The sequence below is a fragment of the Bacteroides sp. AF34-31BH genome (genome assembly GCF_003602795.1).
In the GTDB taxonomy this organism is placed as follows: Bacteria; Bacteroidota; Bacteroidia; order Bacteroidales; family Bacteroidaceae; genus Bacteroides; species Bacteroides uniformis.
The window spans coordinates 359909-386111 of the sequence record NZ_QTLV01000002.1; the positions used below are offsets into that span (position 1 = coordinate 359909).

Here is a 26203-nt window from a genome sequence, read left to right on the forward strand (position 1 = left end):
ATGATACTATTATGATAAGACATTATATTAAAACAGCATTCAGAAACCTATTAAAGTACAAGGCACAGAATATCATCTCTATCATCGGACTGTCGGTAGGCATACTTTGTTTTAGTATCTGCCTATATTGCAGCCGCTATATAAATTCTACCGACAAGTGCTTTACCCACTGGGAACGCATTGCAGACATAAACATGCACACTTCAAAAGGAGACCTATGGTCCGGAACATCTGCTTCACTGATTGAAAGTCTGCGCCAATTGCAATTCCAAGAAGTAGAAGCATTTACTTTTGTTGCCTATCCCCGCCCACGTAGCTACAATGTGGAAACTATCGACAAGGAAGAACTGCCTTACGAAGATTTATATGCTATGGAAGTAGATACAGCCTACCATAGCGTGTTCACCCCGGAAGTATTACAAGGTTCATGGGCTGTAGCATCGCAAACTCCCAATGCCGTGATACTGACACGCTCTCTGGCACACAAAATATTTGGTCTCGGAGAGAATCCGATAGGAAAGCGAATGACCTTAGCACAACGGCTTTTCTCTTCACCTGATACCACACCACGAACAGGAGGTACCATCTATACCATACAAGCGATAATAGAAGATATTCCATTGAATACCAGCCTTAGCTTTCTCCAAAAGATTGATATGTTAATCTTGAACGATAGCGAAGGACTTATACAATTCGATGGACGAGACAGTATGACCGGTGGACTTACTTTTGCTCTTCTTCGTCCGGGCAAAACATCCACACAACTCGAAGCAAGTTTCCGTGCAATGGACTTGAAGCACACAATATTCAATGAGAAAAATACCGTATCAGCCTCGAATTTCGGAAAACTTTTTCGGGAGAAATCCGTTGCCCCTTACTTTGCCGGAATCACATTCATTGTCGGCCTTTTGATTCTACTGACTGGTCTACTCAACTTTTTTCATTTTTTGACGGGGAGTTACCTGAACCGTTCGCACGAGTTCGGCATTCGTAAAGTGAATGGAAGTAATGGCAACAAACTATTCTGGTTACTTTTTACCCAAGCCATTATCATTTCGTTCATAACCTTCTTATTGACTTTCTGTCTGATAGAAATATTTAACCCCTACCTTTCATTCTCTTTATTTGATTTCACATTAGTCATTGAACGGGACCTATTATTGATACAGACAACAGAATATATGGCAGGCATTATTTTGCTATGCTTATTACTCTGCTTGTTTACCGTATGGAGGATGAAGCATGCCTCCATCCAGTCAAGTATTTACAAGAACAAATCCAAACGCCACAAACAGAAGATACGAAATTGTCTTTTGGGTATCCAATTTTTCATCTGTTGGTTATTCATAGTCTTTACAGTCGCTTTATATTTGCAGGCTAACAAGACCGGTTCCACACTGTTCAACACACTGACAGAAAAAGAAAAGTCCGAAATTATCAGTATTCCTATGGATTACCGTTTTCTAAAAAATGACGAAAAGCTTGCTCTCATAGAGCGCATCAGTCAGCATCCGGATATAAAAGATAAAATGCTGACAGATATTAATTATCTGAAAGGTATTTCGGGAACAAGCATGCAGACAGAAAAAGATAACCGGGAAAGTAGCCTTGAAGTCAATATAATGAATGTTCCTAATAACTTCTTCGAGTTTATGAATATCCCTATCCTTTCCGGGCATGCCCTGAAGACAAATAGTGACATGGTAGCAGACCGTAAATTGGCAGAACGTATGAAGAAGGATTTACTGGGAACCACCTTGTACAATTATCAAGACAGCTACACGGTATGCGGCATTTGCTCCGATTTTGTAGCCGACACTTACAATCAGAGCCAGGGATTCGTCTTTCTGCCTTGTGATTTCAAATATTATGTAGGTCATTGCTATTTGAAGTGTGTACCCGGAAAAGCAGAAGAAGCAAAGACTTTCGTTAAGAAAATACTGGAAGAGAATCTTCCACCGAGTATACAATTACACATTTCGACCTTGCTGGAAGACATTCACCAAGCACAAGCCATCGAGAACAACATGAAAGGAATAATCTTATTCTTCTCATTTGTCAGCCTTATAATCACTTTATTAGGCGTCTATTCGGCAATCACACTGGATACGGAACGCAGACAAAAGGAAGTGGCAATCCGTAAAGTAAATGGTGCGGGATTGAAACAGATTATCATATTGTTTGCCCGTACGTATATTTATCAGCTTGTACTTTCGGCAGCGATAGCATTTCCTTTATGTTATGCCATACTGCAGTTATGGAAAAACATGTATATCGTATTCTTTAATGACGGCCCGCTATTTTGGATTTCAATCTTCATAATCGTAGCTGTCATTACTACTCTGACTATTATTTTCCGTATTCTGAAAATAGCAAGGACAAATCCGGCAGAAGTCATTAAAAACGAATAAAAGAATATATTATATTTATCTCCCAATTATGACCATACTTGCAATCCTAAAAATAATTACCCGCGGTTGGTGGAGAAACAAAGTTTTCTTCTTCATTTCTATAGTCAGTCTGGCTATAGGGTTAGCATGTACAAACTTGCTGTTCACCTATTTTGTACATGATTATAATATAGAGAGTGGCAATCGGGACAAGAAGCGTATTTTCTGTCTGCGTCAGGATAATCCGATGCAGGACGGAAGCAAGGTGGCCTATGCTGATGCCAATATTCCCCCTATGCTGAAAGAAAAATATGCAGAAGTGGAAGACTACCTGCGTATCAATTCTCTGGTTCCACAATATTGTAAATATGGAGGGGAGATTTACCACGATATAACCTTTATATCTGCCGATACTACTTTGCAACATTTCTTCCACTATCATCCCATTACCGGTAGTTTAAAGCAAGTATTGGAACAACCGGGCAAAGTAGCGCTCAGTGAAGCTTTTGCACATAAACTGTTTGGAGATAAAAATCCATTAGGAGAATTGCTGGAAATAAAAACCATGACTGATACCCAAAGTTATGAAGTGGCAGCCATATTAAAGTCACGGTCACAATCATTGCTCCAATTCGACATGATTACCGGGAATAACAAAGACTTTTGGGGTGGAATGACATTTCTGAAACTAATTCCAAATACCGATGCCCAACAGTTTACCGAAAAAATCAACCACGACAAAGTTCCCACTTTGATTCCGGAAAAGACACAATATTACGTCGACCCTCTGTCCGACATCTACTTTACTACACCGGACTACGATACACAACAACCTCTGCCGTATATCAATCAAAGTAATGTGCAATTATTGTATATCAGCCTTGCTGCCGCCTTGTTGGTACTTATCATAGCCTGCTGCAACTATACCAACATGAGCCTGAGCCGTGTATTGCAACAGCTCAAAATGATACATGTGGAGAAACTGATGGGAAGCAGCCTGAAGGATATCCGCATCCAACTGTTTGGTGATGCATTCCTCACTGTGCTGCTGGCATTCGGATTATCTTTACTCATCATCAACGACTGTCTGTCTTTTTTCAATGGATTATTTGCATCCCATTTAAACGTACATTTCTTTTTCAGCCTACAGATGCTACCCTTGTTAGTGCTCTTTGTACTAGTTATGTCCATTGTCCCTGCCTGGTATATCAGCCATAGACTTTCACAACTCTCATTCAGCGAATACAAGACACTTTACGGAGGTAAAAAGAAACAACGTTTCATAGCTTTGCTGGTCATTCTTCAGTTTTCCATTTCTATAGGGCTGATATTCGCTACTCTCGTTGCCAATGAACAAATCAATCTCATCAAGGAACGGGCCTACTGTTACGAAAATCGGATTGAAATAGGAGATTTCAATGCCGCACCGGCTACAATACTTAAAGAAGAACTGGAGAAACATGTACAAGGAATAGAGTCCATCGCCCTGTCACAAGGCTCCATATTGAATTCATGGATACGTGAGCTATCCATCAAACAAGCCGACGGTACGGAAAAAAGTTCCTACCTATTAATGCTGTATAGTGATGCCAATCTGGTAAAAACGATGGGGTTCAAACTCTTGTCCGGCAACGCTCCCGAACAACTGCAAAAACAATATGCCTATCCTGCACTGGTCAACGAAAGCTATGTCAGAATGCTGATTCCAGCAGGAATAAATGCCATTGGAAAACCTTTGAAAGAATTTGACCAGTCTGCCGATTCTTTATACATCATCGGCGGTGTATTAGAGGACTTCCCGTTCAGTTCATTGGAAAATGAAATTACCCCGGTCATACTTTACCTTCCACCTACAGAGAGAATGTCGGGTGCCAACTATCTGCAGATTAAGCTGATTGAAAGCAATAAACAAGAAACACTACATCAAATAGCCCAAATATGGGAAAAGATGAATGAAGGGGAGATATTTCAATACACAGACATGCACCAAGACTTTATGAAACGCAATGGTAAAGTCTTGTCTCTCTCCAAACTCCTTATCGCCTATTCTCTGATTGGCTTGATATTGACCTGCTTCGGCTTATTCGGCATTTCATGGTATGCCACTCGCCAGCGTATCCGCGAAATCAGCATTCGCAAGATTCATGGAGCAACATCCCGACAAATCGTGCTGTTGCTGAATAAACCATTCTGCCTGCAAATTCTGCTTGCATATATTCTAGCTGTCCCCATTGTCTATTGGCTCATGCACCATTGGCATGAACAGTTTGCCTATAAAGCCCCCTTCACCGTTATGGACTTTCTATTGCCACTATGTATTGTCTGGATAATATCTGCCGTCACAGTGTGTCTGCAAAGTTATTTGCTGAACAAAACAAATCCGATTGACTGCATCAAATCCGAGTAAGAAATAATATATTTATAACCCATAAAAACAAAGCATTATGATTAAGACAGTAAACTTACAGAAGATTTTCAAGACCGAGGAAGTACAGACTCTGGCTTTGAACGACGTAAACATTGAAGTGAAAGAAGGGGAGTTTGTTGCTATCATGGGACCTTCAGGCTGCGGAAAATCCACTTTACTGAATATCCTCGGTCTGTTGGACAATCCTACATCCGGAGAATATTACTTGAATAGGACGGAAGTATCCAAATATACAGAAGCCCAACGTACCAACTTGCGTAAAGGAGTCATCGGCTTTGTATTCCAAAGTTTCAACCTGATTGATGAGCTGAATGTATACGAGAACATCGAACTGCCGCTACTCTACATGGGCATTCCTGCCACCGAACGCAAGCGCCGGGTGGAAACCGCTATGGAGCGTATGGCAATCATGCACCGCAGCAAGCACTTCCCGCAACAACTGTCCGGCGGACAACAGCAACGCGTGGCAATCGCCCGTGCAGTCGTATCAAACCCTAAACTGATACTTGCCGATGAGCCTACCGGTAACCTCGATTCAAAGAACGGAAAAGAGGTAATGGAACTACTGAATGAACTGAATAAGGAAGGCACTACGATTGTCATGGTGACACACTCACAACATGATGCCGGATTTGCCGGACGTATCATCAATCTGTTTGACGGGCAGGTAGTGACGGAAGCTAACTTATAATTCCCGCTTCTCCCGATTTATATGCAGGTTGCAATGTTTTTTCCATTGTAATCTGCATGTTTTTTTGGAAATAGCTTTCCTTTTTTTTGTTTCTGTCGTCCGAAATGCCTAATATTGCTACCAATAAACTTTTTACTTCCACATTTTAAATAACAGAAAATGAAAACATACACACCGTCCCCTTTGAACACAGAAAATATCACTTTACCGGATAATTTGACGGAACTCACAGAAGCCATGGCACGCAATGTGCATGAAGTATGGGCTTTGGGAAGAGTGAAAGAAGGATGGAAATACGGAGAGACACGCAATGATGAATTAAAGACACATCCCGGACTTGTACCATACGAAGAGTTACCGGACTCAGAACAAGAATACGACCGGCAAACAGCCATACAGACACTGAAACTGATTATGAAACTGGGATTCGACATACAGAAGAAATAATAATCCAATATCTATTATAGTACTATGAGGACGAGTGAGAACAAGTATTATCCTATCCGGCACTGGTGGAAATTCGTGATTCCTGCCTTTATCATTCTCTTTCTGGTTGCAGCATTGATTGTGACATGCACTACATTCCAAAACCTTATTCAATTCTTTCCATCGCGTGGAATGACCTACCTGATGACACTCCATGCCATCATTTCCCTTAGCGTATGCATCTGTTTTTTTCTATGTATCAAGAGATTAATAGATGTATTCTCATTGAATCTGGAACAAGAAAGAAACATTCTTGCATCCTTGTATCAGGAAAAAGAAAAACGGGAGATTATCAATAACGATGAGAAAGAAATCAATAAACTGAAAGAGAATATCAGAAAAGAATTGAAACAAGAAACTGAAAAAAAGGAAACTGCCTAATGACAAAACAAATATGAATCTGCTAACAAGACTTTTTGCCCTTCATTTTGACCGCTCTTTTTCCGGAAAAGGATGGAGGCAGCTTGCTTGGCTTTTCGGAGTCATAGTAACTGTTTTCTTATTGATATATCTGGTAAGTTTTGCATTTATCTTTCCTGAGCCGTCTCTTGAAGAATGGACCGGTATTGATAAAGACGTACCTATGGGGCGTTTGCTTCAGTTGATTTGTCTGTTCATTGATCCGGGGAATATTGTGGAAGTACCACCTTATCTGCGTTGGTTCTCTCTATTGGTCGTAGTGCTGGGATTAATTTTGTTCTGCGGATTATTGATATCCGTAATCTCCAATATGCTGGAACGCAGAGTTGAGCGATATCGTGAAGGCGATATCGTTTACCCTTTGCAAAACCACATCGTCATTATCGGTTTTGACAACATGGTCCCCACTCTTATCCAGCAAATTTGCGATGACACACATTATGGGAATTACCATATTCTGATTCAGAGTACCCAACCGGCACAAGAAATCCGTAGCAAAATCCATACGGAACTGGATGCCAAAAATGAAAAAAGAATTGTGGTGCTGCGTGCCCGGCGCGACTCTATCGAGGAGTTGGAAAAACTCTATACTACCAAAGCGCGCGAAGTATTCCTTATCGGAGAGAGGAACGAACATGACCATGACTCACTGAACATAGACTGCCTGAAAAAGATAGTTGACATTCATAAACGATGCAATAAATGTTCCCTCATACCATTCACCGTTCTTTTCGAATATCAGACTACTTTTGCCGCTTTCCAACTGACCGATTTGTCTGCCGAATGGAGAAAATATATAGAATTCCATCCCTTTAACTTCTACGAGGGCTGGGCCAAAAAGATATTGGTAAGCCGGCAATACGGAAAAGGGGAGAACTGCATTGAATATCCTCCTCTCGACCGTGAGGCAATAACCTACGAAAGCGAAAAACATGTTCATCTTGTTATCATCGGTATGAGCCGTATGGGAGTGGCAATAGGAGTGGAAGCTGCCCATCTGTTGCATTTCCCAAACTTCTGCCGGGACAAGAACATAAAAAGTGTCATTACCTTCATTGATGAAAATGCCGACCGGGAAATGAATTTCTTTTGTGGACGATACCGCCATTATTTCGAGATATCGTCTACCCATTATTACGACATGAGCAAGAACGAAAGGCACGAGAGATTTGTCCTTCCCACCCGTTTTAAAGGAAAAGATGCAGACTTTCTGGATGTGGAATTCGAATTTATCAAAGGCCGTGCGGAAACTCCTGCCATCCAGAACCTAATTAAAGAATGGGTACATGACTCAGACCAGGTATTGACGATTGCCGTCTGTCTCAATTATCCTCCTCAAAGCATGGCAATGGGATTATATCTGCCGGACGATGTATATGATGAAAATATCCCAGTTTTTGTCCGTCAGGAAACCTCCAGTGCACTGCTCAATATGCTTAACAGTAGAAAGAAAGATGAAGCGATTCATAAATATTCCCATGTTTTTCCTTTTGGAATGCTGGACAACTGTTACGACTTGGACAAAAAAAGCCGGAGGGAGGGACAAATCATCAATTATATATACGATTTCAAGAATAAATATGGAAATGTGCCTCAATCATGCCCACCTGACAATGAGCTGAAAGACTCATGGAACAAACTGTCCGTATCCCTTCAGTGGTCCAACTTGTACAGTGCATATTCCATTGGTCCCAAGCTACGCTCCATAGGCATTACGGATGGTTACGTGAAACTGGACAACGACCAGATAACATTGCTTGCCGAAGTCGAACATAACCGTTGGAACATGGAGAAGCTGCTGCTTGGCTTCCGTAAACCCACCGCCGAAGAAGAAGAGTTAATCTATGGCAGCAAGGAAATGGGAGACATCTTCAAAAAGAAACGCTTTGTGCATCCCGATATACGTCCGTATGATGAATTGAAGGAAAGCTCAAAAGCGTATGACAGATGTATCACAGCCGGCATTCCGCTAGTCGTAAACAACAACACATAGAAAGTAACCAACACTATATTATGAAAACATACCATGTATTTATAGCCTCTTCGCTGAGTTTTCAGAAAGAAAGGGATTTAATGGAAAAAGTCCTGACGGAAAGAAACAACAGCGAACTCAATATTGTAGTGCACCGGCACGAAAAAAATGGAGACAACGATTTAGCTAAAGGCGATACGCAGGAAATCATAAATTCAGAGATAAGGCAATGTGACGTCATCATCTTCTTCGCCGGAAACTGGATACGCTCCAAGACCATCGGAGAGTTTAATGTTGCCATCGAAAATGCATCCAACAAACATATCTATTTCTATCAGAATCCGACATTGGAATACACCCAAGAAGACTGGACAAACACTACTTTATGGAAAGACTTCTATGCGGAATACATGCAAAAGCACCTGGACGACGATACCGTTATCGAGCGGTATGAGAAGCAGTGCAATACGCTGGAGCAGCTAAGGGACGCGTTGGTCAAGGATCGTGAAAGTTTTCTCAATAATCCCTTTTGCGCAATCTCTTGCCATAAGATGGAGTATGATAAAATTATTCCCAACAGCCAAGCCAACCGTCGCAGAGGCAACCTGGACTACTATTTTATCCGTCCGGAAGTAGACAACAAACTTAAAGAGGAGTTTGACAGCACAAACAAGACAATCATCGTCACCGGTCAATCCACTTCGGGAAAGACTATTGCCGTTTGCCGAATGCTGAAAAAGCTCCCTCAGGAATATTATGTGGTCATTTTGAATGCCGATACGACCAAAGAACAGTTAGAACGGCTTTCTGTATCCCAATTCCAGCATGGCAAAAAGATTCTTCTACTGGACGATTTGCAGCTGTTGTTTTGGAAAGAAGAGAATGAAAAGCCGATACCCATTGACAGAGAATTACTTCGCAAGTTATCGGAAATCCTTCACATCGGCAATCCGGACTTCAAGGTTATTGCCACTACAAGCTATAGCTTCAAGGAAGTGAAATCCATGCTTACTTTCAATGAAATGGTTCCTCCGGCCATAGTCGAAGTGGGCATCAAACCTTTATCCTTCAAAAAAATAAATGAATATGCCCGCGAGCTTAGGACATACGGCTATCTTAAACTCCGACCCGAAGCCGGCATGACTATCGGTTCCTTGTTTTTCGACATAGACAGAATCAAGACCAGATATAACAACCAGTTCCAGAACAGCAATTTAAGCAACCTGCAGAAATCCATGCTTCGACAACTCTGCCACGCCATAAAATGTTTGTGGATGTGGAAAAAGAGAAGCCGCAATAAAATAGACCTATTGCTCGATTTCCTCAAATTCACCTATGAGAACAGTTACGAAAAGGCCGACAGAAGCACCATCTGTGAATTGGCAGGCAAAGTAGATGATTTGATTTATTATCAGGACATTGAAAAGGACACATTTGAAGTTGAAGACATCATAGTAACCCAGGTTTTCCAGTACTATAGCAGTGAACCGTCCGATGACCTACTGGCAACTGAAAAGAAAGCCATAAAGGGCATATTCCGCTATATCTACTACAAAGACAGACCGAACTTTTTCAAAAATACAACCAAGATCCTGCATCGGGTGAAAAACTGTTCGGTAAATGCCCCCGAACTCCAACAGTATATCATCAATGATGTTGTAAGCCGCATTTATAAAAACGAACAAACGCTATATACAAGTAAGGAACTGGGAACAAACCCGGAAGGCGTTTCCATTGATTGGGTGGACGCCTATATTGGCAATATAGCCAATTTTGCTCCTACCAATGCAGAGGCCATCCATATTTGGAAATTAACAAAAAAATATAATAGGAGAGAGCTGAATGTGCTGCGGTGGCTTTTGCCCAGACTGCAGACACAACAAGATAAGGACATTGTACACAAGGATTTGCTCAATGAACAAGGGCAAATGCAAGACAAGTATATAGAAAACTCGTATATTGAATTTCAGACAGAATTGGTACGGTTCCTCGACATGGACGAAGCCAAAGAAATATACCTCAACGCTTCCTTTATATACGAAGCTTCCCCAAGTGCCGATGATGACGACATAGATGATTTCTTCTCCGATTCTGCAGAGAGCGCCCATGGGCAGGAAAGCAACAATGAGACTTATCTGACAGAACTGAAAGAGAAAAGAATACGTAATTTCGCCAGGCAGCTTATGCATAAAGCACAGACTCTGGCTGACATACACGACATCAAGAACTTCTTGCAGAAGAATGATAAAGGGGTAGTTCCCCACGACGATGCAGTCTTTTTCTTCAACTTTATTGCTCCCTACACCTGGCTGGAAGTTTTCAAAAGATTCAGCCAGCCGGAAGAGCTGGTTGCATTCTTCAACGAACTGACAGAACTGTCTGTCGACAAAAAAGAGGATACCAGTATGTTCCTGAACAAGACCGAAGTGTTGAATGGAGCACTCGAAAACATACCGTCCTCTTATGCCTATGATTTATGGAACCGTATGGGGAATAACTGTGATGGCTACTCATTGAACTTTATGCTCCAAAAGGCTAAAAATTTTGAGCAAGCCAAAGGAATCTTCAACACTTTTATGGAAAGGTTGGAGCAGCAAGAAGAAGAAAACAAGACCAAACTGAAAGTGGGTGAAATCTACCTGAACGACTTATTGGATACGACCTCCACTTATAGCGGGATTAAGGAATGCGAGGAACTGTTCCATAAATACCATTTACTGGAAGCAGACCAGTCTTTACTGGATTACCCGAGCCAGCACACACAAGGTATCCTATACCAACGCATGACCCTAAAGGAAATCAAGGCACATATGAAGAGACATCGTCCCCAAAACGGCGATGAATCTCGAAATATAAGAACAATCGTACAATTCATTCTGAAAATATCAAATTATGAAGAGGCGTATCAGGCACTGTTCGGAGAAACTCCCGATTGTATTACTCCGGAAGAACAACAGATTTTGAATCATTCGCCCTACGTTGTCTCCGAAATGTTCAATAAGGTAAAGACTCCGGAAGAAGGAGGAGTCGCAAGGGATTTCTTCGAGAACCGGCTGGACAAGTCACTGCTCAATCATCCTGATGCCAATATCTTGAATATCATTATCAATAACCGGTTCATATATCCCTATTATGAACAAAAAATGGACATGATAAAGCGGATGTCCGAAAAATACACCGTACAACAGAACAGTTATACACATAAACATTTACTCTATCACCTGACCAACCACACCCAAGGTTCACTTCCTCCGGAAGAAATACAACTGATTATAAATGAGGAAATAATGAAAAGCCTGGATGCGCCAAAGGATATATTGAAGCAAATGCTTATCCAGCGATACTATGCCGGAAGAGCACAAGACAACGTTCCGCAGCCTTTTCCCATTTATACATCGGAAGGGTGGAAAATTAAAGAAAGCACTATTCTGGAATATGTGTATTGTCTGCTGGACGTGGGCGTATATGATGGAGGAATTATCTTCTGTTGCATGAAGGCATTGCTCCGTCAGAATGATAAGGAAAACGCCCAACGGCTGCAAGAGCAAGCAATCAGTAAAAAGGTTTTTATCAATTACGATTCATATTGTATGTTGAAAAAGGTAGGAGCCGTCATTCCTAAACCCTACCTATTTGTCGAACATTATCCAATTATGAAGGACATATGCTATCAAATGCGGGAACGCGGCATGACCTTCGAAGAAGCCGAAAGCCGTATAAAAGAGATGGAAGATGATTTACATATTTCCATTGCACGCACACAAATCTACTGGAACAATGTCATCAGCCGCATGGCCAACAACAGAACAAACAAAAAACTGGTGCTTCAGAATACTCTGAAATTCATCGATGAACACCATGTGCCGATGAGTCCGGAAATATATTACTCCCTTTTACACACAATCACTTCCATTGAAGACTATACAAAAGTCAAAGGTTTATATAAAGGCGAATTGAATATAGGACATATCTTCGTACTTCTAAAGAAGATTCCAGAATTTGCCAAATATAGAATTGCCGAATGGGCATTTGTCGCCTGCTTGCGTCAGGAGTTTGATGAATGGTATGACATTCTATGTTCCATCAGTGAGAAAGAACAGGAGAAAAGAATTAAAATCATGTTACAGTCCGAGCGCTACAAGCAACTGCAAGTCATCACCCCCAAAGGGTATCTTAACCAGACTTTCTTGTTCTGGTGGACTATCCGCTACGCCGTCTCAGAGACTGAAGAGCAACGGAAGGCAGAATTGGATACCCTTGTCACAATGATACCCAAACCCTTTGTACCTCAGTATCCGAAAATGATAGAGAAGTTCTTTATACCTTATCCGCAAGACTTGCTTGAAATCATTCGAGAATATATAGGCCGGATTATTTCATCCGAGCCGCAATAGCCAGCAATACCCCGAGCACCACACCCAATATCGCTGCAAACAGCACCCGCATTTCTCCCGGCAGGAGGAATGTGATGGTGTGTGCCGGATACCAGAAGAAAGGAATTGTTTTCTTGAAGACAAAATTCCATTGTGCATCCCAATTCAGATGCGTAATGATGCGGGTCATCGGGATAGGAGTGAGGAGGCTGCGAGGCGAACCGCCACAATCCAGGATATGCGTATCCGTAATCTTATGGAATGTCATGAATACCGGAGCGAAAATGGTATTCATAGCAACTGAAATGGTGAGGGCTATCCATAATTTGTCCAGGCAGAATTCTCCGTTTATAATGGCGGCGGCATTTGCCATTCCCATATATTCCATGAATTGCGGCACACCTTTGGAGAAGATTATCATGGCCGCATTGATACCCATTCCCAGCAGTCCCCACACTACGGCACGCGGCAGTACGCCAAATCCTTTTCGGTTATAGACTCCGGCACTGATACGAAGTCCCAGCATCTCACCCAGTGTAGCAAGAATTCCGAATTTAACGAAACTCATTACCATGCCATGTGCAGCGTTGAAAGACTTATACCAATTGTAGATGGATTCACTCACAAAGAATGGCAGGAATATTATCACCAGAACAAAAATAAAAAGGAAGTCTTGCTTTTTCATACAAAAGTCATGTTTTTCATAAATAATGTGGCAAACATACTAAAATTATTCTAATTTAAAAGCAAATAAGTAAATAAAAGAAGTTTTACCAAACAGAATAAAGTGTTTCCCTTAACCGAACAGTGTGTTTCATTAAAGAGAACACTTCGTTTCCCTTAAAAGAACAGTTTGTTTCAAATAGAAAAACACTTTGTTTTCTATAGCTAAAACAAAGTGTTCAGCACTGTGAACTAACGAATTATCCCATTAGCTCCCTCAGAAGCCCATATCATAGTCTCGGCACAAAAAAAGTGGGATTCAGAGAAACCTCTGATCCCACTTCATCATAGTAAGCAACGGATAGTTATTTCTTATCCTTCATATATTCATCCGCTTTCTCCTTGGCACGTGCCACGCGCTTGGCTGTATCCGGATGAGAAGAGAACATCTTCTGGAACTTGGATTCCTTCGGTGCTTCCGCTGAAAGTTCAAGCAATTTGTTCAAAGCATTGTACATGGCATACGGATCGAGATTATTCTTGATGCAGAATTCAAAGCCGTAATCATCCGCTTCCGTCTCCTGCTTCTGGGAGTATTGAGCACCTGCCAATGCCTCGGCCATGGCACCCAGTTCAGAATCACTCAATTTGGATACCGTAGAACTTGCCGCACCGGCAGCATTCTTCACAGCCGAACGAAGGTAAGCATTCTTCATCGCATCTTTGGAATCCGTATGGATGACGTGACCTATCTCGTGGCCGACAACTGCCATCACTTCATCATCCGTCATGATGTCCATCAGTCCGGCACAGATGCGTACACTACCATCACCGCACGCAAAGGCATTCACATCTATTACTTCATAAACACCGAAGTTCACCTTCAAGCCGTCCACTTCCTTGATATTTCCGGTCAGCTTCTCCAGACGCTTGCCGTAATCCGTATCGGGCTTTGTCAGCGGATTGTGCGTATCCATCCATTCCATATATTCCTTGCTCATCGCTGCAATGTCAGCATCGGACAATGAAATGGCCTTGACGGCATCTGTACCGGCTTGGACAACTTTGGTCACATTGATTTTCTTTCCACCGATTTTGAACTGCGCATAGGCAGTGGTGGTACAACTCATTCCGCATACTACAGCAGTAATGATGAAGAAGTTCTTTTTCATGTACTTTACGATTTAATTTTAATCCTACTTCGCTTTGTCTATAAAAAAAACCGCCTAATCATTATTAAACGGTTTTCCGAATATCTGTTTAAATCAAGTTTACTTGATGATACCCAATTCCTTGAAACATTTAGTCAATTTTTCTACAGCATAATCCACTTGTTCGACCGTATGGGTAGCCATCAACGCTACACGCACCAGTGTATCTTGTGGAGCACATGCAGGTGGAATAACGGGGTTGATGAAGATACCTTCGTCAAAAGCCAGCTTCGTTACTATAAATGTCTTCTCTGTATCACGCACATAGAGAGGAATGATAGGAGATTCTGTCTCACCGATTTCGAAGCCTGCATCGCGGAACTTCTTCAAGGCATAGTTAGTGATGTCCCACAGACGTTGGATGCGTTCAGGTTCGGACTTGATGATGTGAAGCGCCTCGCGGGCTGCAGCCGTAGCAGCAGGTGTGCTACTTGCCTGGAATATATAGGAACGGGCATTGTGGCGCAGCCAATTGATTACCGCCTTGTCTCCAGCAACAAAACCACCGATAGAAGCCAATGACTTGCTGAATGTACCCATAATCAGGTCTACATCTTCGGTAACACCGAAATGGTCGCACACACCACGGCCTTGTTTTCCGAATACACCCAAGCCGTGAGCTTCGTCCACGTAAATGCTGGCATTGTATTTCTTCTTCAGGCGGACAATTTCGGGCAGATTGGCCAAGTCACCTTCCATGGAAAATACTCCATCCACAACAATCAGCTTTACAGCATCCGGTTCGCATTTCTGGAGTTCTTTTTCCAAAGCCTCCATATCGTTATGCTTGTACTTCAACTGAGTGGCAAATGCAAGACGGCGGCCGTCTACAATGGAAGCGTGGTCACGGTCATCACAAATGATATAATCCCCACGGCCCACAACAGCAGGAATAATACCTTCGTTTACAGTAAATCCGGTAGAAAAACAGAGTGCTTCATCTTTTCCTACGAATTCAGCCAATTCCTTCTCCAGTTCAACATGTATATCGAGTGTTCCGTTCAGAAAGCGGGAACCTGCACAGCCGGTGCCATATTTTTCTGTGGCAGCTATCGAGGCATCAATGATACGCTTGTCATATGTCAGTCCCATATATGCATTAGAGCCGAACATCAGAACCTTTTTACCATCCATCATTACCTCTGTATCCTGATGGCTGTTAATTGTGCGGAAATAAGGATATACGCCTTTTGCCATAAACTGTTGCGGCAGGTCGTATTTCGCAAATTTGTCTTGTAGTAAACCCATGAAATATCTTTTATATAATGAATATTTAATTCTATTAAATACAAGTCTTAAAAAACAGGGGGCAAAGATAGCAAAATATGTCGGTATATGTTCTATTTACATTAAAAAAACTACTTATACTTATTTTAAAAAGAATTATGTGGTTAATTTTTCAGATATTTATATTACTTTTGCCAGTTGGAAAACCTGCATAGCAACAACCCTTGCATGAACGAAAACAAGAAGAAAATAGCATTTATCATAAACCCCATATCCGGCACTCAGAGTAAGGAGCAGATACTGAAGTGGCTCGATGAAAAACTGGATAAGGAAAGGTATGCACAAGAAGTGATTTATACCGAACGGGCAGGCCATGCCGTAGAGATAGCGGCACAGAAGGCACAAGAAGATGCACATGCCGTCATCGCCATAGGAGGAGACGGCACCATCAATGAGATAGCCCGCTCACTGGTACATACAAAAACCGCTTTGGGCATCATTCCCTGCGGTTCCGGCAACGGACTTGCCCGCCATCTGCAGATTCCGATGGAGCCGAAAAAGGCCATCGACATCATCAATGACGGACTGATAGACATCATTGACTACGGAAAAATCAACGATGTGCCTTTCTTCTGCACCTGCGGCGTGGGATTCGACGCATTTGTAAGCCTGCAATTCTCCAAGGCGGGAAGGAGAGGACCACTCACTTATCTGGAAAAGACTCTGCTCGAAAGCCTGAAGTACCGTCCGGAAACCTATGAACTGGAAATGGACGGCAGCACCCTGCGATACAAGGCGTTCCTGATAGCCTGCGGAAACGCATCGCAATATGGAAACAATGCGTATATTGCCCCACAAGCCACCTTGAACGACGGACTGCTGGACGTCACCATACTCGAGCCGTTCACTGTGCTCGATGTACCGTCGCTCTCTTTCCAGCTCTTCAACAAGACCATTGACCAGAACAGCCGGATTAAGACGTTCCGTTGCCAGACACTCCGTATTCACCGTTCTAAACCAGGGGTAGTCCACTTTGACGGCGACCCGATGATGATGGGAGAGAATGTAGATGTAAAGATTATGAAGAAAGGACTGCAGGTCATTGTTCCCCGGGATGCGGAAAAAGACACTTCGAATGTCTTGCAGCGGGCACAAGACTATATCAACGGACTGAAACAAATTAATGATGCTTTTGTGGAGGACATCGCCCATAAAAACAAGATGATACTGGATAAAGGCAAAAGGCAATTCAAGAAACTGACAAAAATGTAATGTTGTAAAAAAGGTACTAAAGGAGTTTCTGAAAATAACTTTCCCCTTTTGATGCGCCATATAATATGTTTTATGTATTTTTGCATGTTCAAAATAGTAAATAAGTAAATCGTCAAACAGTAAATAAAAAGATGTATAGATCACACACCTGCGGAGAACTCCGTATCTCCGATGTTAACAAGCAAGTAACGCTGGCTGGTTGGGTACAGCGCAGCCGTAAGATGGGAGGCATGACATTCATTGATCTCCGCGACCGTTACGGAATTACCCAATTAGTGTTCAACGAAGAGGTGAATGCCGAACTTTGCGAGCGTGCCAACCGCTTGGGCCGTGAATTCGTAATCCAGGTTAAGGGTACCGTAAACGAACGTTTCAGTAAAAACCAGCATATCCCGACGGGAGACATTGAAATCATCGTATCGGAACTGGATGTTCTGAACTCATCGCTGACCCCTCCCTTCACCATCGAGGAAAATACGGACGGTGGCGACGATATCCGCATGAAGTACCGTTATCTAGACCTGCGCCGTGCCAATGTACGCAGCAATCTAGAGCTTCGCCATAAAATGACAATTGAAGTACGCAAATACCTGGACAGCCAGGGATTCATCGAAGTGGAAACTCCGATTCTGGTAGGCTCCACGCCCGAAGGTGCACGCGATTTCGTCGTTCCATCACGCATGAACCCGGGACAATTCTATGCCTTGCCTCAAAGCCCGCAGACACTGAAACAGTTGTTGATGGTTTCCGGTTTCGACCGTTACTTCCAGATAGCCAAATGCTTCCGTGACGAAGACCTGCGTGCCGACCGCCAGCCGGAATTCACACAGATTGACTGCGAAATGTCTTTTGTGGAGCAGGATGACGTCATCAACCTCTTCGAAGGCATGGCCAAATATCTGTTCAAGGAAATCCGTGGCGTAGAGATGAACGAGCCGTTCATGCGCATGCCATGGGCAGACGCCATGAAATATTACGGCAGCGACAAGCCCGACCTCCGTTTCGGCATGAAGTTCGTGGAACTGATGGACATCATGAAGGGACACGGATTCCCGGTATTCGACAATGCCGCCTACATCGGCGGTATCTGCGCAGAAGGCGCCGCACACTATACACGCAAACAGCTGGATGCACTGACCGAATTCGTGAAAAGACCGCAAATCGGTGCCAAAGGTATGGTATACGCGCGCGTAGAGGCAGACGGCAACGTAAAATCAAGTGTCGACAAGTTCTATGCGCAGGAAGTATTGCAGGAAATGAAGGCTGCTTTCAACGCCAAGCCGGGTGACCTGATTCTGATTCTGAGCGGTGACGACGCCATGAAGACCCGCAAGCAACTGAACGAGTTGCGCCTTGAAATGGGTAACCAACTGGGATTGCGCGACAAGAACAAGTTCGTCTGCCTTTGGGTGGTTGACTTCCCGATGTTTGAGTGGAGCGATGAAGAAGGCCGCCTGATGGCTATGCACCACCCGTTCACCCATCCGAAAGACGAAGATATTCCTTTGCTGGATACAGACCCGGCAGCTGTCCGTGCAGATGCATACGACATGGTGTGCAACGGTATTGAAGTGGGTGGAGGTTCCATCCGTATCCACGATGCACAGTTGCAGGCCAAAATGTTCGAGATTCTCGGATTCACTCCCGAGAAGGCTCAGGAGCAGTTCGGCTTCCTGATGAATGCCTTCAAATACGGTGCACCTCCTCACGGTGGTCTGGCATACGGTCTGGACCGTTGGGTCAGCATCTTCGCAGGTCTCGACAGTATCCGCGACTGCATTGCATTCCCCAAGAACAACAGTGGACGCGATGTAATGCTGGATGCACCTTCGGCTATTGACCAGAAGCAGCTGGATGAACTGAATCTGATTGTTGAAGTGAAAGAGTAAAAGCAGGTACGGAGTAGGAGAGTGAAAGAGTCTGCACGCATTTTTCGTTTTGCGGTAATCGGCACGCTGAATGCCTTGATTATGGCTGTTACCGTTTGGGTAATGATGGACGAACTGGACATCAACTATATGCTCTCCAATGTAACCGCATATATACTTGCACAGATACACAACTTCATCTGGTGCAAGTATTGGATATTCCCTACAGAAAAAAAGAGCAACACTTGGCGACAAGTGCTGCTCTTTTCTATAGCTTTCGGAATGGCTTACGGAGCGCAATTCCTTTTCCTCATAGGGCTGGTGGAGGGACTGGACTGCAACGAATACCTTGCCCAGTTCCTGGGATTATTCATCTACGGAAGTGTCAATTTCCTGATGAACAAACGGGTGACATTCCGTTAGTTCTCCCCCAGAGATCCCCGTCGTTATCAGTCAAGAAATCGTTTTGTCAATCCGGCATAGGCATCAATTCTGCGGTCGCGCAGGAAAGGCCACCAACGGCGTACATTTTCCGAACGTTCCAAGTCCACCTCTACAACGATATTTTCCGGCCGTTCGTTTCCTGCTTGGGCCAGGAACTCGCCTTGCGGTCCGGCCACAAAACTATTTCCCCAAAACAAGATACCATTGGTCTGCATGGAAGGATCCGGCTCATGTCCCACACGGTTCACTGAAACAACCGGCAAGCCGTTGGCCACAGCATGTCCACGCTGGGAGATAATCCAAGCATTGAGCTGACGCGCCTTTTCATCATCCGTATCACTGCTTTCCCAACCGATAGCCGTAGGATATATCAGTATTTCAGCTCCCTTCAGCGCCATCAGACGTGCTGCTTCCGGATACCATTGGTCCCAGCACACCAAAACTCCCAATTTGCCCAAAGATGTCTGAATAGGTTCGAAGCCTATATCACCGGGAGTAAAATAGAATTTCTCATAATAGGCGGGGTCATCAGGAATATGCATCTTCCGGTATTTCCCGGCAATGCTGCCGTCACGTTCAAAAACAACCGCTGTGTTATGATACAATCCGGGAGCGCGTTTCTCGAACAGAGAAGTGACCAGCACAATATCGTTGGCAGCAGCCAACTCTGAATAGAATCCCGTAGAAGGACCGGGAATCGGTTCTGCCAAGTCGAACAACTGCGTGTTTTCCGTCTGACAGAAATACAGAGAGTTATGCAGCTCCTGCAAAACAACCAATTGAGCCCCATGCGCCGCACATGCCTCTATACTTTTGGCCAAATTCATTAAATTAGTCCTGAGGTCCTTGGTATTGGCCTGCTGGATAATACCTACTTTTATTTTTCTTGTCATCTTATTCTATGGTTTATTGTTTTACTATGTATAATCGACATTACTTCAACACCCCTACGGGATATTGCATGGTAACACAATGCAAAGAGCCGTGTTGCTTAATCAAAGCACGGCAATCTATCCCGATAATTTCATAACCGGGAAAAGCCTCCCGCAACACTTCCCCCGCGCGGGCATCATTCTCCGGCTGGCGATAGGTGGGGTAAAGCACTGCATCATTCAGAATCAAGAAATTAGCGTAAGTGGCAGGAAGCCGTTCCCCTTCCTCTTCTATCTTATCGGCCATGGGCAAAGCCAGCAAACGGTAAGGTTCCCCCTTCAACGTACGGAAAGTCTTCAGTTGCTCCTCCATGCGATGCAGTTCTTCGTAATGCTCATCATCCGCATCCTTGCATTGTACATAGGCTATCGTGTCGGCAGGGCAGAAACGGGCCAGCGTGTCTATATGACTGTCCGTATCGTCACCTGCCAAATAACCGTGGTCCAGCCAAAGAACACGTTGCAGGTGAAAAACGGAACGAAGATATTCCTCAATTTCCACCCGGTTCATCTGTCCGTTCCGGTTAGGCGAAAGCAGGCATTCGGAGGTGGTGAGCAACGTACCCATGCCGTCACTTTCGATGGAACCGCCTTCAAGGACAAACCCCAAGCGATTTACATACTTTCCTTTCATCACTTCCGACTCCACCGCACGACGCGTAATCAAATTATCCTTATCGGATGCAAACTTCAATCCCCACCCGTTGAACTTAAAGTCGAGCAGAGATACACCGTCAGCATCCAGTAGGGTGATGGCTCCATGGTCGCGTGCCCAAGTATCATTCGTCTCACACTTCAGGAAACGGACATTTTCCATATTCACCCTACCGAGAATCTGTTTCTTCACCTCATCCGGTTCTGGGGTTACAATCAGCAATGTCTCCCGGGCGGCTATTTCGTGGGCAATGGCTACAAAACATTCCTGCACTTCGTCCAACATATAGGTCCAGTCTGTACCCGCATGAGGCCATGTAAGCTGTATGCCGCTTTGCAAAGCCCATTCGGCAGGCAAGTGGGGAGCACGTGTCTCTACCTGAAAAGTCATATTCTTGCCAAAACGCACCTGACAGTCCTTCTCTGCGGCACCACCCAGCGGCAGTCCTACAAAATATCCCATATTATTTATCTTTTCTAATTCGTTACTTTTTAAGTTAGCAGAGAGAGGGAGAATAAACCTTAGGTTTAGAATTGCCAAACCTCTACTTCAGACTTCTAAACCTCTACTCTATGATTGTAAACCTCTACTCGTCAATTATCACTTATCTTCCTTCGGTTTCCGGTCGAAGAATGGATTCTTGGAGGATGCACTCACCGGAATGGCAAAGACAGTCTTGCATCCTTTCAGCCAATCCAAACGCTGAGCGGCAAGTCCGGCAGAAAACATGACACGGGTATCCACCCTCAAATCGGCAGCCATGGCACAAGCCGAACCTACAGCTATCCCTACATCCACCGTATTCAAAGCACAAGGTACTCCCTCCGGACGACCGGCACAAGTGGGAAAACCGCAGTGTCCGCAATTCAAACTTTGCGTCTGCTCGCGCGTACCTATTATAATTACACATTCAGCCTGCAAAATGTTGTCCGCATCACGGAGAAAGAACTTCATACCGTGCTCTTCAACCATAGCGACCATCTTTTCAGACAGCTTCTTAATGTCTTCACCCGTAACCAGCGCAGCTTCAATCACATCAATACCTTTTCCTTTCGGTGCCGTGCGCGCAGCAGTCAGCATTTGCCTTGCCACGTCAAGCACATGTTCGTGGCGGCAATCCCGTTCATTCTGTATCATAGTCTTTCTTTCCTGAATTAATTAGTGCGTCAAAGATAGCACAAATATTTTTTTGCACTATCTTTGCGATACAGAAAGATTAAAGGAACACCATGCTGCAAATAGAAAATGCCAGTATCGCCTACGGCAACGATATACTTTTCTCGGGTTTCAACCTGCAATTGGAAAGGGGAGAGATAGCCAGTATCTCCGGCCCTTCGGGATGCGGAAAGTCGTCACTGCTGAATGCCATACTTGGATTTACTCCGTTAAAAGAAGGACGCATCGTCTTGAACGGCATTCTGCTGGATAAAGGAAACGTCGACGTTGTCCGTAAGCAGACTGCATGGATTCCACAAGAACTGGCATTGCCGCTGGAATGGGTAAAGGACATGGTACAATTGCCCTTCGGTTTAAAGGCAAACCGGGGTACACCCTTTTCTGAAACCCGCTTATTTGCATGTTTCGAGGATTTGGGTCTGGAACAAGAGTTATATTACAAACGGGTGAACGAAATATCCGGAGGCCAACGCCAACGGATGATGATAGCCGTAGCCTCAATGATTGGCAAACCACTGACCATTGTCGATGAACCGACTTCCGCTCTCGACTCCGGTTCCGCGGAAAAAGTACTCTCTTTCTTCCGCAGGCAGACAGAAAATGGAAGTGCCATACTGACCGTATCCCATGACAAAAGATTCGCCAACGGATGTGACCGACATATAATCATGAAATAACATACACACTATTGGGAACCATAGATATATCATACCTCAGCCTGGGCATCGGATTATTGCTATTATTAATACCGCTGTTTTACATCTGGAAGTTCAAGACCGGACTGTTGCGCGCTACTGTGATAGGTACGGCACGCATGATTGTCCAGTTGTTCTTCATCGGCATATACTTGAACTACCTCTTTTTATGGGATAACCCGTGGATAAACTTTCTATGGGTAATTGTCATGATATTTGTAGCATCGCAGACGGCATTGGCACGAACACAATTGAAGAGGAAGATTCTGCTCCTGCCCATATCCGCAGGTTTCTTATGCAGTGTAGTATGTGTAGGCTTGTACTTTATCGGAATAGTACTGAGAGTGGAAAACGTATTCAGCGCCCGGTATTTCATCCCTATTTTCGGCATACTGATGGGCAACATGCTATCCAGTAACGTCATAGCCCTCAACACCTATTATAGTGGACTGAAACGGGAACAACAGCTTTACCGGTATCTTCTCGGCAATGGTGCTACAAAAGCGGAAGCACAGGCACCTTTCATCCGCCAAGCCATCATCAAATCCTTCAGTCCGCTGATTGCCAATATATCCGTGATGGGGCTGGTTGCTTTTCCGGGAACCATGATTGGCCAGATATTGGGTGGCAGCAGCCCGAATGTGGCCATCAAATATCAGATGATGATTATGGTCATCACCTTTACCGCCTCCATGCTGTCACTGATGATTACAATCTCTCTGGCTTCCCGCAAGTCGTTCGATGCCTACGGCAAGCTACTGCCGGTGATGGTAGAGAAGAAGGGAAAAAAGGAGCATAAATAACTTCAACGGCGGTGGGCATCCAGTTTTCCGGGGAGATAGCGTAGCTGCACATATTGTACGCCCGGTTTCACAAAGCCGCTGTCCAACATCACTTTCTTTACACGGAATTCTTCAAGCCTATACTGCAGGTAACTTTTGATGCGTTGACTTTGCGGCTTGGTATATGCCAGCAGATTAACTTTTCCCAGCGAATCAATCTCTACCCTTGCCTTGACGGTGCGTAGAGAAAGAGGACCGTCTTTTTTCTTAGCCTGATAATCTTTATCCTTGTCTACCCAAAAGATAGCCGTAGCCTTGGGAGTAGTATCTACCGGCTCCTCCATATCCTCAGATACATCTTTACCGGAACGGTTCGTATCCTGACAAGACAATAACGATAAAAGGAAAAGAAACAAAACAAGTAATGTTTTCATAATAAAGGAGATTAATGTGTCCAACTAATCAAACGTACCCGATGAAGCATATATTATCGGATATATAAAATGTTCTTCACCTTCCGTTTGCGGTTGTTCAAACAATTGTTTGTAGATAGGTTCCGGCTCTGTTTCAGAGAAAAAATCTGCATCAGCAGGATAAATACCATAATACCACCAGGGAGTTCCTTCCATATTATAAGGCTCAATACCCTCGATTACAAACTTATATAATCCAACTGTATCACCATCTTTTATAATGCTTGTATAGGTTCCATAATTGGTCCCCATATTATATCTCAATCCTTTTAAAGGAGCATATTCTTCTTCAGTAAACTCGCCTGCTACATATTTTTTTCTTTTGCATGCAAAAGGAATCTCATATTTTCCTCCATCAGGAGAAAGAATAAAAGGATTGGGTCCATCAACCTCTATTGTATATTCATATTCTACTCCGACTTTTGATAACACCTCGACCAGTTCGTATGCAATATTACTGGCATCGGCGGGAGGGTTGAGCAAAGTTGTTTTTTTCACCAATAAGGTGTATTCATACCCCTTGCTATAATCAAACCCGGCAATTCCTAAAAAGTCCAACGCTTCATATTCATTTTTACCTTCCTCCTTTACCAACATACAATCAATGAAATGATCACTTCCCCAAGGCTGGTAAGTGCCAATCTCGGAAGAGACCTTCATTTTAATGTTTTCTACATTGTCTTGTGGAGTATCACTGTTACAAGAGGTCACACCAATTATAATCAAGAGCGATAAAATTCCGAATAGTTTTTTAGTTTTCATAGATTTAGTTTTATAATAATCGCTCGCAAAGATAGTCTTTTTCGTGATAAAACATTTTTCGATAAGAGTTTTTGTTGGAAGAAAACCGTCTATTACTCAAATTTGTTACTGATATTTTATAAAAAGAATAAAAAACATTCTCAATCCATTGCTTTTTACTATATTTGCAACCAAATTTTCTGTTCACAATGAAAATTAAGGAATTAGTAAGCGCCCTTGAACGGTTCGCGCCTCTGCCATTGCAAGACGGATTTGATAATGCCGGCCTGCAAATCGGATTGACAGATGCGGAAGCAACAGGGGCTTTGTTGTGTCTTGACGTTACTGAAGCTGTACTGGATGAAGCCATTGCATTGGGATATAATGTGGTTATATCACATCACCCTCTCATTTTCAAAGGGTATAAATCCATCACGGGCAGGGATTATGTGGAACGTTGTATCTTGAAAGCCATCAAGAATGACATCGTTGTTTATGCTGCGCACACTAACCTGGATAATGCGCCGGGAGGAGTGAACTTCAAGATTGCCGAGAAAATCGGTTTGAAGAATGTCCGTATCCTGGAAGCCAAGGAAAATGCGCTGGTAAAGTTTACTACATTCGTACCGACCGCCCAAGCGGAAGACGTGAGGCAAGCCTTGTTCGACGCCGGATGCGGCAATATCGGCAACTATGATTCGTGCAGTTATAACCTGGAAGGCGAGGGGACATTCCGAGCCCGGGAAGGCGCCCATCCATACTGTGGAGCGATAGGGGAGCTGCATACCGAACGTGAAGTACGTATTGAGACAATCATACCCGCCTACAAAAAAGCGGAAGCTGTCAAGGCACTGCTTGCGGCACATCCATATGAAGAACCGGTCTATGATATTTATCCCTTGCAAAACTCATGGCCACAAGCCGGAGCCGGTGTCATTGGCGAATTGGAAGTACCGGAGACAGAACTTGAATTCCTGAAACGGATAAAGAAAACCTTCGAAGTGGGGTGTCTCAGACATAACAAACTCCTCGGGCGGGAAATACAGACTGTTGCATTGTGTGGCGGCGCCGGCGCTTTCCTGATGCCGCTTGCCATCCGCAACCGTGCAGATGTCTTTATCACCGGCGAGATAAAATACCACGACTATTTCGGACATGATACCGATATATTATTGGCTGAAATAGGGCATTATGAAAGTGAGCAATATACGAAAGAAATATTTTATACAATAATCCGGGATTTGTTTCCTCATTTTGAGGTCCAGATGACCAAAGTGAATACAAACCCCATAAAATACATGTAA

21 protein-coding genes are annotated in these 26203 nt (G+C 43.7%); 13 read left to right on the top strand and 8 right to left on the bottom strand.

The genetic code is table 11. The annotated features are described in order from the left end of the window. The first annotated feature begins 11 nt into the window (after positions 1-11). From DWZ67_RS05115 to DWZ67_RS05145, 7 genes are all read left to right on the top strand, one after another. Complete coding sequence (locus DWZ67_RS05115) at positions 12-2411, top strand: ABC transporter permease (protein WP_120138295.1); 2400 nt, start codon at positions 12-14, stop codon at positions 2409-2411. A 28-nt stretch (positions 2412-2439) separates the two neighbouring features. Further along, positions 2440-4797 (top strand): ABC transporter permease, encoded by a 2358-nt coding sequence (locus DWZ67_RS05120; protein WP_120138297.1) that lies wholly within the window; start codon positions 2440-2442, stop codon positions 4795-4797. 37 nt (positions 4798-4834) lie between these two features. After that, on the top strand, positions 4835-5509 hold the full coding sequence (locus DWZ67_RS05125) for an ABC transporter ATP-binding protein (RefSeq protein ID WP_117990467.1): 675 nt from the start codon (positions 4835-4837) through the stop codon (positions 5507-5509). Between the two features lie 159 nt (positions 5510-5668). Then, on the top strand, positions 5669-5956 hold the full coding sequence (locus DWZ67_RS05130) for a RyR domain-containing protein (protein ID WP_120138299.1): 288 nt from the start codon (positions 5669-5671) through the stop codon (positions 5954-5956). A 24-nt stretch (positions 5957-5980) separates the two neighbouring features. Beyond that, complete coding sequence (locus DWZ67_RS05135; RefSeq protein ID WP_022402415.1) at positions 5981-6376, top strand: hypothetical protein; 396 nt, start codon at positions 5981-5983, stop codon at positions 6374-6376. A 13-nt stretch (positions 6377-6389) separates the two neighbouring features. Next, entirely contained in the window at positions 6390-8408 is a 2019-nt protein-coding gene (locus DWZ67_RS05140; RefSeq protein ID WP_120138301.1) for a hypothetical protein, read from the top strand. Between the two features lie 20 nt (positions 8409-8428). Next, the gene (locus tag DWZ67_RS05145) at positions 8429-12781 is read left to right on the top strand and encodes a hypothetical protein (RefSeq protein WP_120138303.1); all 4353 of its coding nucleotides are present in this window, start codon (positions 8429-8431) and stop codon (positions 12779-12781) included. Here the strand turns inward: DWZ67_RS05145 and DWZ67_RS05150 are convergent. The 3 genes from DWZ67_RS05150 to spt form a co-directional block, all read right to left on the bottom strand. Next, positions 12759-13445 carry a hypothetical protein gene (locus DWZ67_RS05150; protein WP_120138305.1) on the bottom strand — a complete coding sequence of 229 codons (687 nt, stop codon included), beginning with the start codon at positions 13443-13445 and terminating at the stop codon, positions 12759-12761. The two genes, DWZ67_RS05145 and DWZ67_RS05150, sit on opposite strands and share 23 nt — an antisense overlap. A gap of 343 nt (positions 13446-13788) precedes the next feature. Then, positions 13789-14595 carry a M48 family metallopeptidase gene (locus DWZ67_RS05155; RefSeq protein WP_009038390.1) on the bottom strand — a complete coding sequence of 269 codons (807 nt, stop codon included), beginning with the start codon at positions 14593-14595 and terminating at the stop codon, positions 13789-13791. 99 nt (positions 14596-14694) lie between these two features. Beyond that, positions 14695-15882, bottom strand: a complete 1188-nt coding sequence (spt, locus tag DWZ67_RS05160) for a serine palmitoyltransferase (protein WP_005837169.1) — start codon at positions 15880-15882, stop codon at positions 14695-14697. A 207-nt stretch (positions 15883-16089) separates the two neighbouring features. On the opposite strand from spt, the gene DWZ67_RS05170 reads away from it, so the two are divergent. From DWZ67_RS05170 to DWZ67_RS05180, 3 genes are all read left to right on the top strand, one after another. Next, entirely contained in the window at positions 16090-17133 is a 1044-nt protein-coding gene (locus tag DWZ67_RS05170; protein WP_005827827.1) for a diacylglycerol/lipid kinase family protein, read from the top strand. A gap of 131 nt (positions 17134-17264) precedes the next feature. Next, positions 17265-19022, top strand: a complete 1758-nt coding sequence (gene aspS / locus DWZ67_RS05175) for an aspartate--tRNA ligase (RefSeq protein ID WP_005837170.1) — start codon at positions 17265-17267, stop codon at positions 19020-19022. A gap of 21 nt (positions 19023-19043) precedes the next feature. Then, positions 19044-19424: a GtrA family protein gene (locus tag DWZ67_RS05180; protein ID WP_005827823.1), complete on the top strand. Its 381-nt coding sequence runs from the start codon at positions 19044-19046 to the stop codon at positions 19422-19424. A 26-nt stretch (positions 19425-19450) separates the two neighbouring features. Here the strand turns inward: DWZ67_RS05180 and DWZ67_RS05185 are convergent, their stop codons facing one another. From DWZ67_RS05185 to DWZ67_RS05195, 3 genes are all read right to left on the bottom strand, one after another. Next, entirely contained in the window at positions 19451-20338 is an 888-nt protein-coding gene (locus tag DWZ67_RS05185; protein ID WP_005827821.1) for a carbon-nitrogen hydrolase, read from the bottom strand. Between the two features lie 40 nt (positions 20339-20378). Then, a complete protein-coding gene (locus DWZ67_RS05190; RefSeq protein ID WP_005837171.1) occupies positions 20379-21494 on the bottom strand; it encodes an agmatine deiminase family protein in 1116 nt (371 codons plus the stop codon). A gap of 138 nt (positions 21495-21632) precedes the next feature. After that, complete coding sequence (locus DWZ67_RS05195; protein ID WP_009038385.1) at positions 21633-22169, bottom strand: ferredoxin domain-containing protein; 537 nt, start codon at positions 22167-22169, stop codon at positions 21633-21635. Positions 22170-22261: 92 nt separating this feature from the next. Between DWZ67_RS05195 and DWZ67_RS05200 the strand changes: the two genes are divergently transcribed. After that, positions 22262-22885, top strand: coding sequence for an ATP-binding cassette domain-containing protein (locus DWZ67_RS05200; RefSeq protein ID WP_005827815.1), 624 nt, complete (start codon positions 22262-22264; stop codon positions 22883-22885). 11 nt (positions 22886-22896) lie between these two features. Further along, positions 22897-23706, top strand: a complete 810-nt coding sequence (locus DWZ67_RS05205) for an ABC transporter permease (RefSeq protein WP_005827813.1) — start codon at positions 22897-22899, stop codon at positions 23704-23706. Between the two features lie 2 nt (positions 23707-23708). Here DWZ67_RS05205 and DWZ67_RS05210 read toward each other — a convergent pair whose 3' ends face one another. Next, positions 23709-24119: a DUF4891 domain-containing protein gene (locus tag DWZ67_RS05210; protein WP_057089414.1), complete on the bottom strand. Its 411-nt coding sequence runs from the start codon at positions 24117-24119 to the stop codon at positions 23709-23711. A gap of 24 nt (positions 24120-24143) precedes the next feature. Beyond that, positions 24144-24920 carry a DUF4377 domain-containing protein gene (locus DWZ67_RS05215; RefSeq protein WP_005827810.1) on the bottom strand — a complete coding sequence of 259 codons (777 nt, stop codon included), beginning with the start codon at positions 24918-24920 and terminating at the stop codon, positions 24144-24146. A 188-nt stretch (positions 24921-25108) separates the two neighbouring features. Between DWZ67_RS05215 and DWZ67_RS05220 the strand changes: the two genes are divergently transcribed. Beyond that, positions 25109-26203, top strand: coding sequence for a Nif3-like dinuclear metal center hexameric protein (locus tag DWZ67_RS05220; protein ID WP_117749613.1), 1095 nt, complete (start codon positions 25109-25111; stop codon positions 26201-26203).

Coding starts and splice junctions, on each gene's coding strand:
- DWZ67_RS05115 (WP_120138295.1), top strand. CDS start 12: ATGATAAGACATTATATTAAAACAGCATTCAGAAACCTATTAAAGTAC.
- DWZ67_RS05145 (WP_120138303.1), top strand. CDS start 8,429: ATGAAAACATACCATGTATTTATAGCCTCTTCGCTGAGTTTTCAGAAA.
- DWZ67_RS05120 (WP_120138297.1), top strand. CDS start 2,440: ATGACCATACTTGCAATCCTAAAAATAATTACCCGCGGTTGGTGGAGA.
- DWZ67_RS05220 (WP_117749613.1), top strand. CDS start 25,109: ATGAAAATTAAGGAATTAGTAAGCGCCCTTGAACGGTTCGCGCCTCTG.
- DWZ67_RS05215 (WP_005827810.1), bottom strand. CDS start 24,920: ATGAAAACTAAAAAACTATTCGGAATTTTATCGCTCTTGATTATAATT.
- DWZ67_RS05190 (WP_005837171.1), bottom strand. CDS start 21,494: ATGGGATATTTTGTAGGACTGCCGCTGGGTGGTGCCGCAGAGAAGGAC.
- DWZ67_RS05150 (WP_120138305.1), bottom strand. CDS start 13,445: ATGAAAAAGCAAGACTTCCTTTTTATTTTTGTTCTGGTGATAATATTC.
- spt (WP_005837169.1), bottom strand. CDS start 15,882: ATGGGTTTACTACAAGACAAATTTGCGAAATACGACCTGCCGCAACAG.
- DWZ67_RS05185 (WP_005827821.1), bottom strand. CDS start 20,338: ATGACAAGAAAAATAAAAGTAGGTATTATCCAGCAGGCCAATACCAAG.
- DWZ67_RS05140 (WP_120138301.1), top strand. CDS start 6,390: ATGAATCTGCTAACAAGACTTTTTGCCCTTCATTTTGACCGCTCTTTT.
- DWZ67_RS05170 (WP_005827827.1), top strand. CDS start 16,090: ATGAACGAAAACAAGAAGAAAATAGCATTTATCATAAACCCCATATCC.
- aspS (WP_005837170.1), top strand. CDS start 17,265: ATGTATAGATCACACACCTGCGGAGAACTCCGTATCTCCGATGTTAAC.
- DWZ67_RS05155 (WP_009038390.1), bottom strand. CDS start 14,595: ATGAAAAAGAACTTCTTCATCATTACTGCTGTAGTATGCGGAATGAGT.
- DWZ67_RS05125 (WP_117990467.1), top strand. CDS start 4,835: ATGATTAAGACAGTAAACTTACAGAAGATTTTCAAGACCGAGGAAGTA.
- DWZ67_RS05195 (WP_009038385.1), bottom strand. CDS start 22,169: ATGATACAGAATGAACGGGATTGCCGCCACGAACATGTGCTTGACGTG.
- DWZ67_RS05210 (WP_057089414.1), bottom strand. CDS start 24,119: ATGAAAACATTACTTGTTTTGTTTCTTTTCCTTTTATCGTTATTGTCT.
- DWZ67_RS05130 (WP_120138299.1), top strand. CDS start 5,669: ATGAAAACATACACACCGTCCCCTTTGAACACAGAAAATATCACTTTA.
- DWZ67_RS05200 (WP_005827815.1), top strand. CDS start 22,262: ATGCTGCAAATAGAAAATGCCAGTATCGCCTACGGCAACGATATACTT.
- DWZ67_RS05135 (WP_022402415.1), top strand. CDS start 5,981: ATGAGGACGAGTGAGAACAAGTATTATCCTATCCGGCACTGGTGGAAA.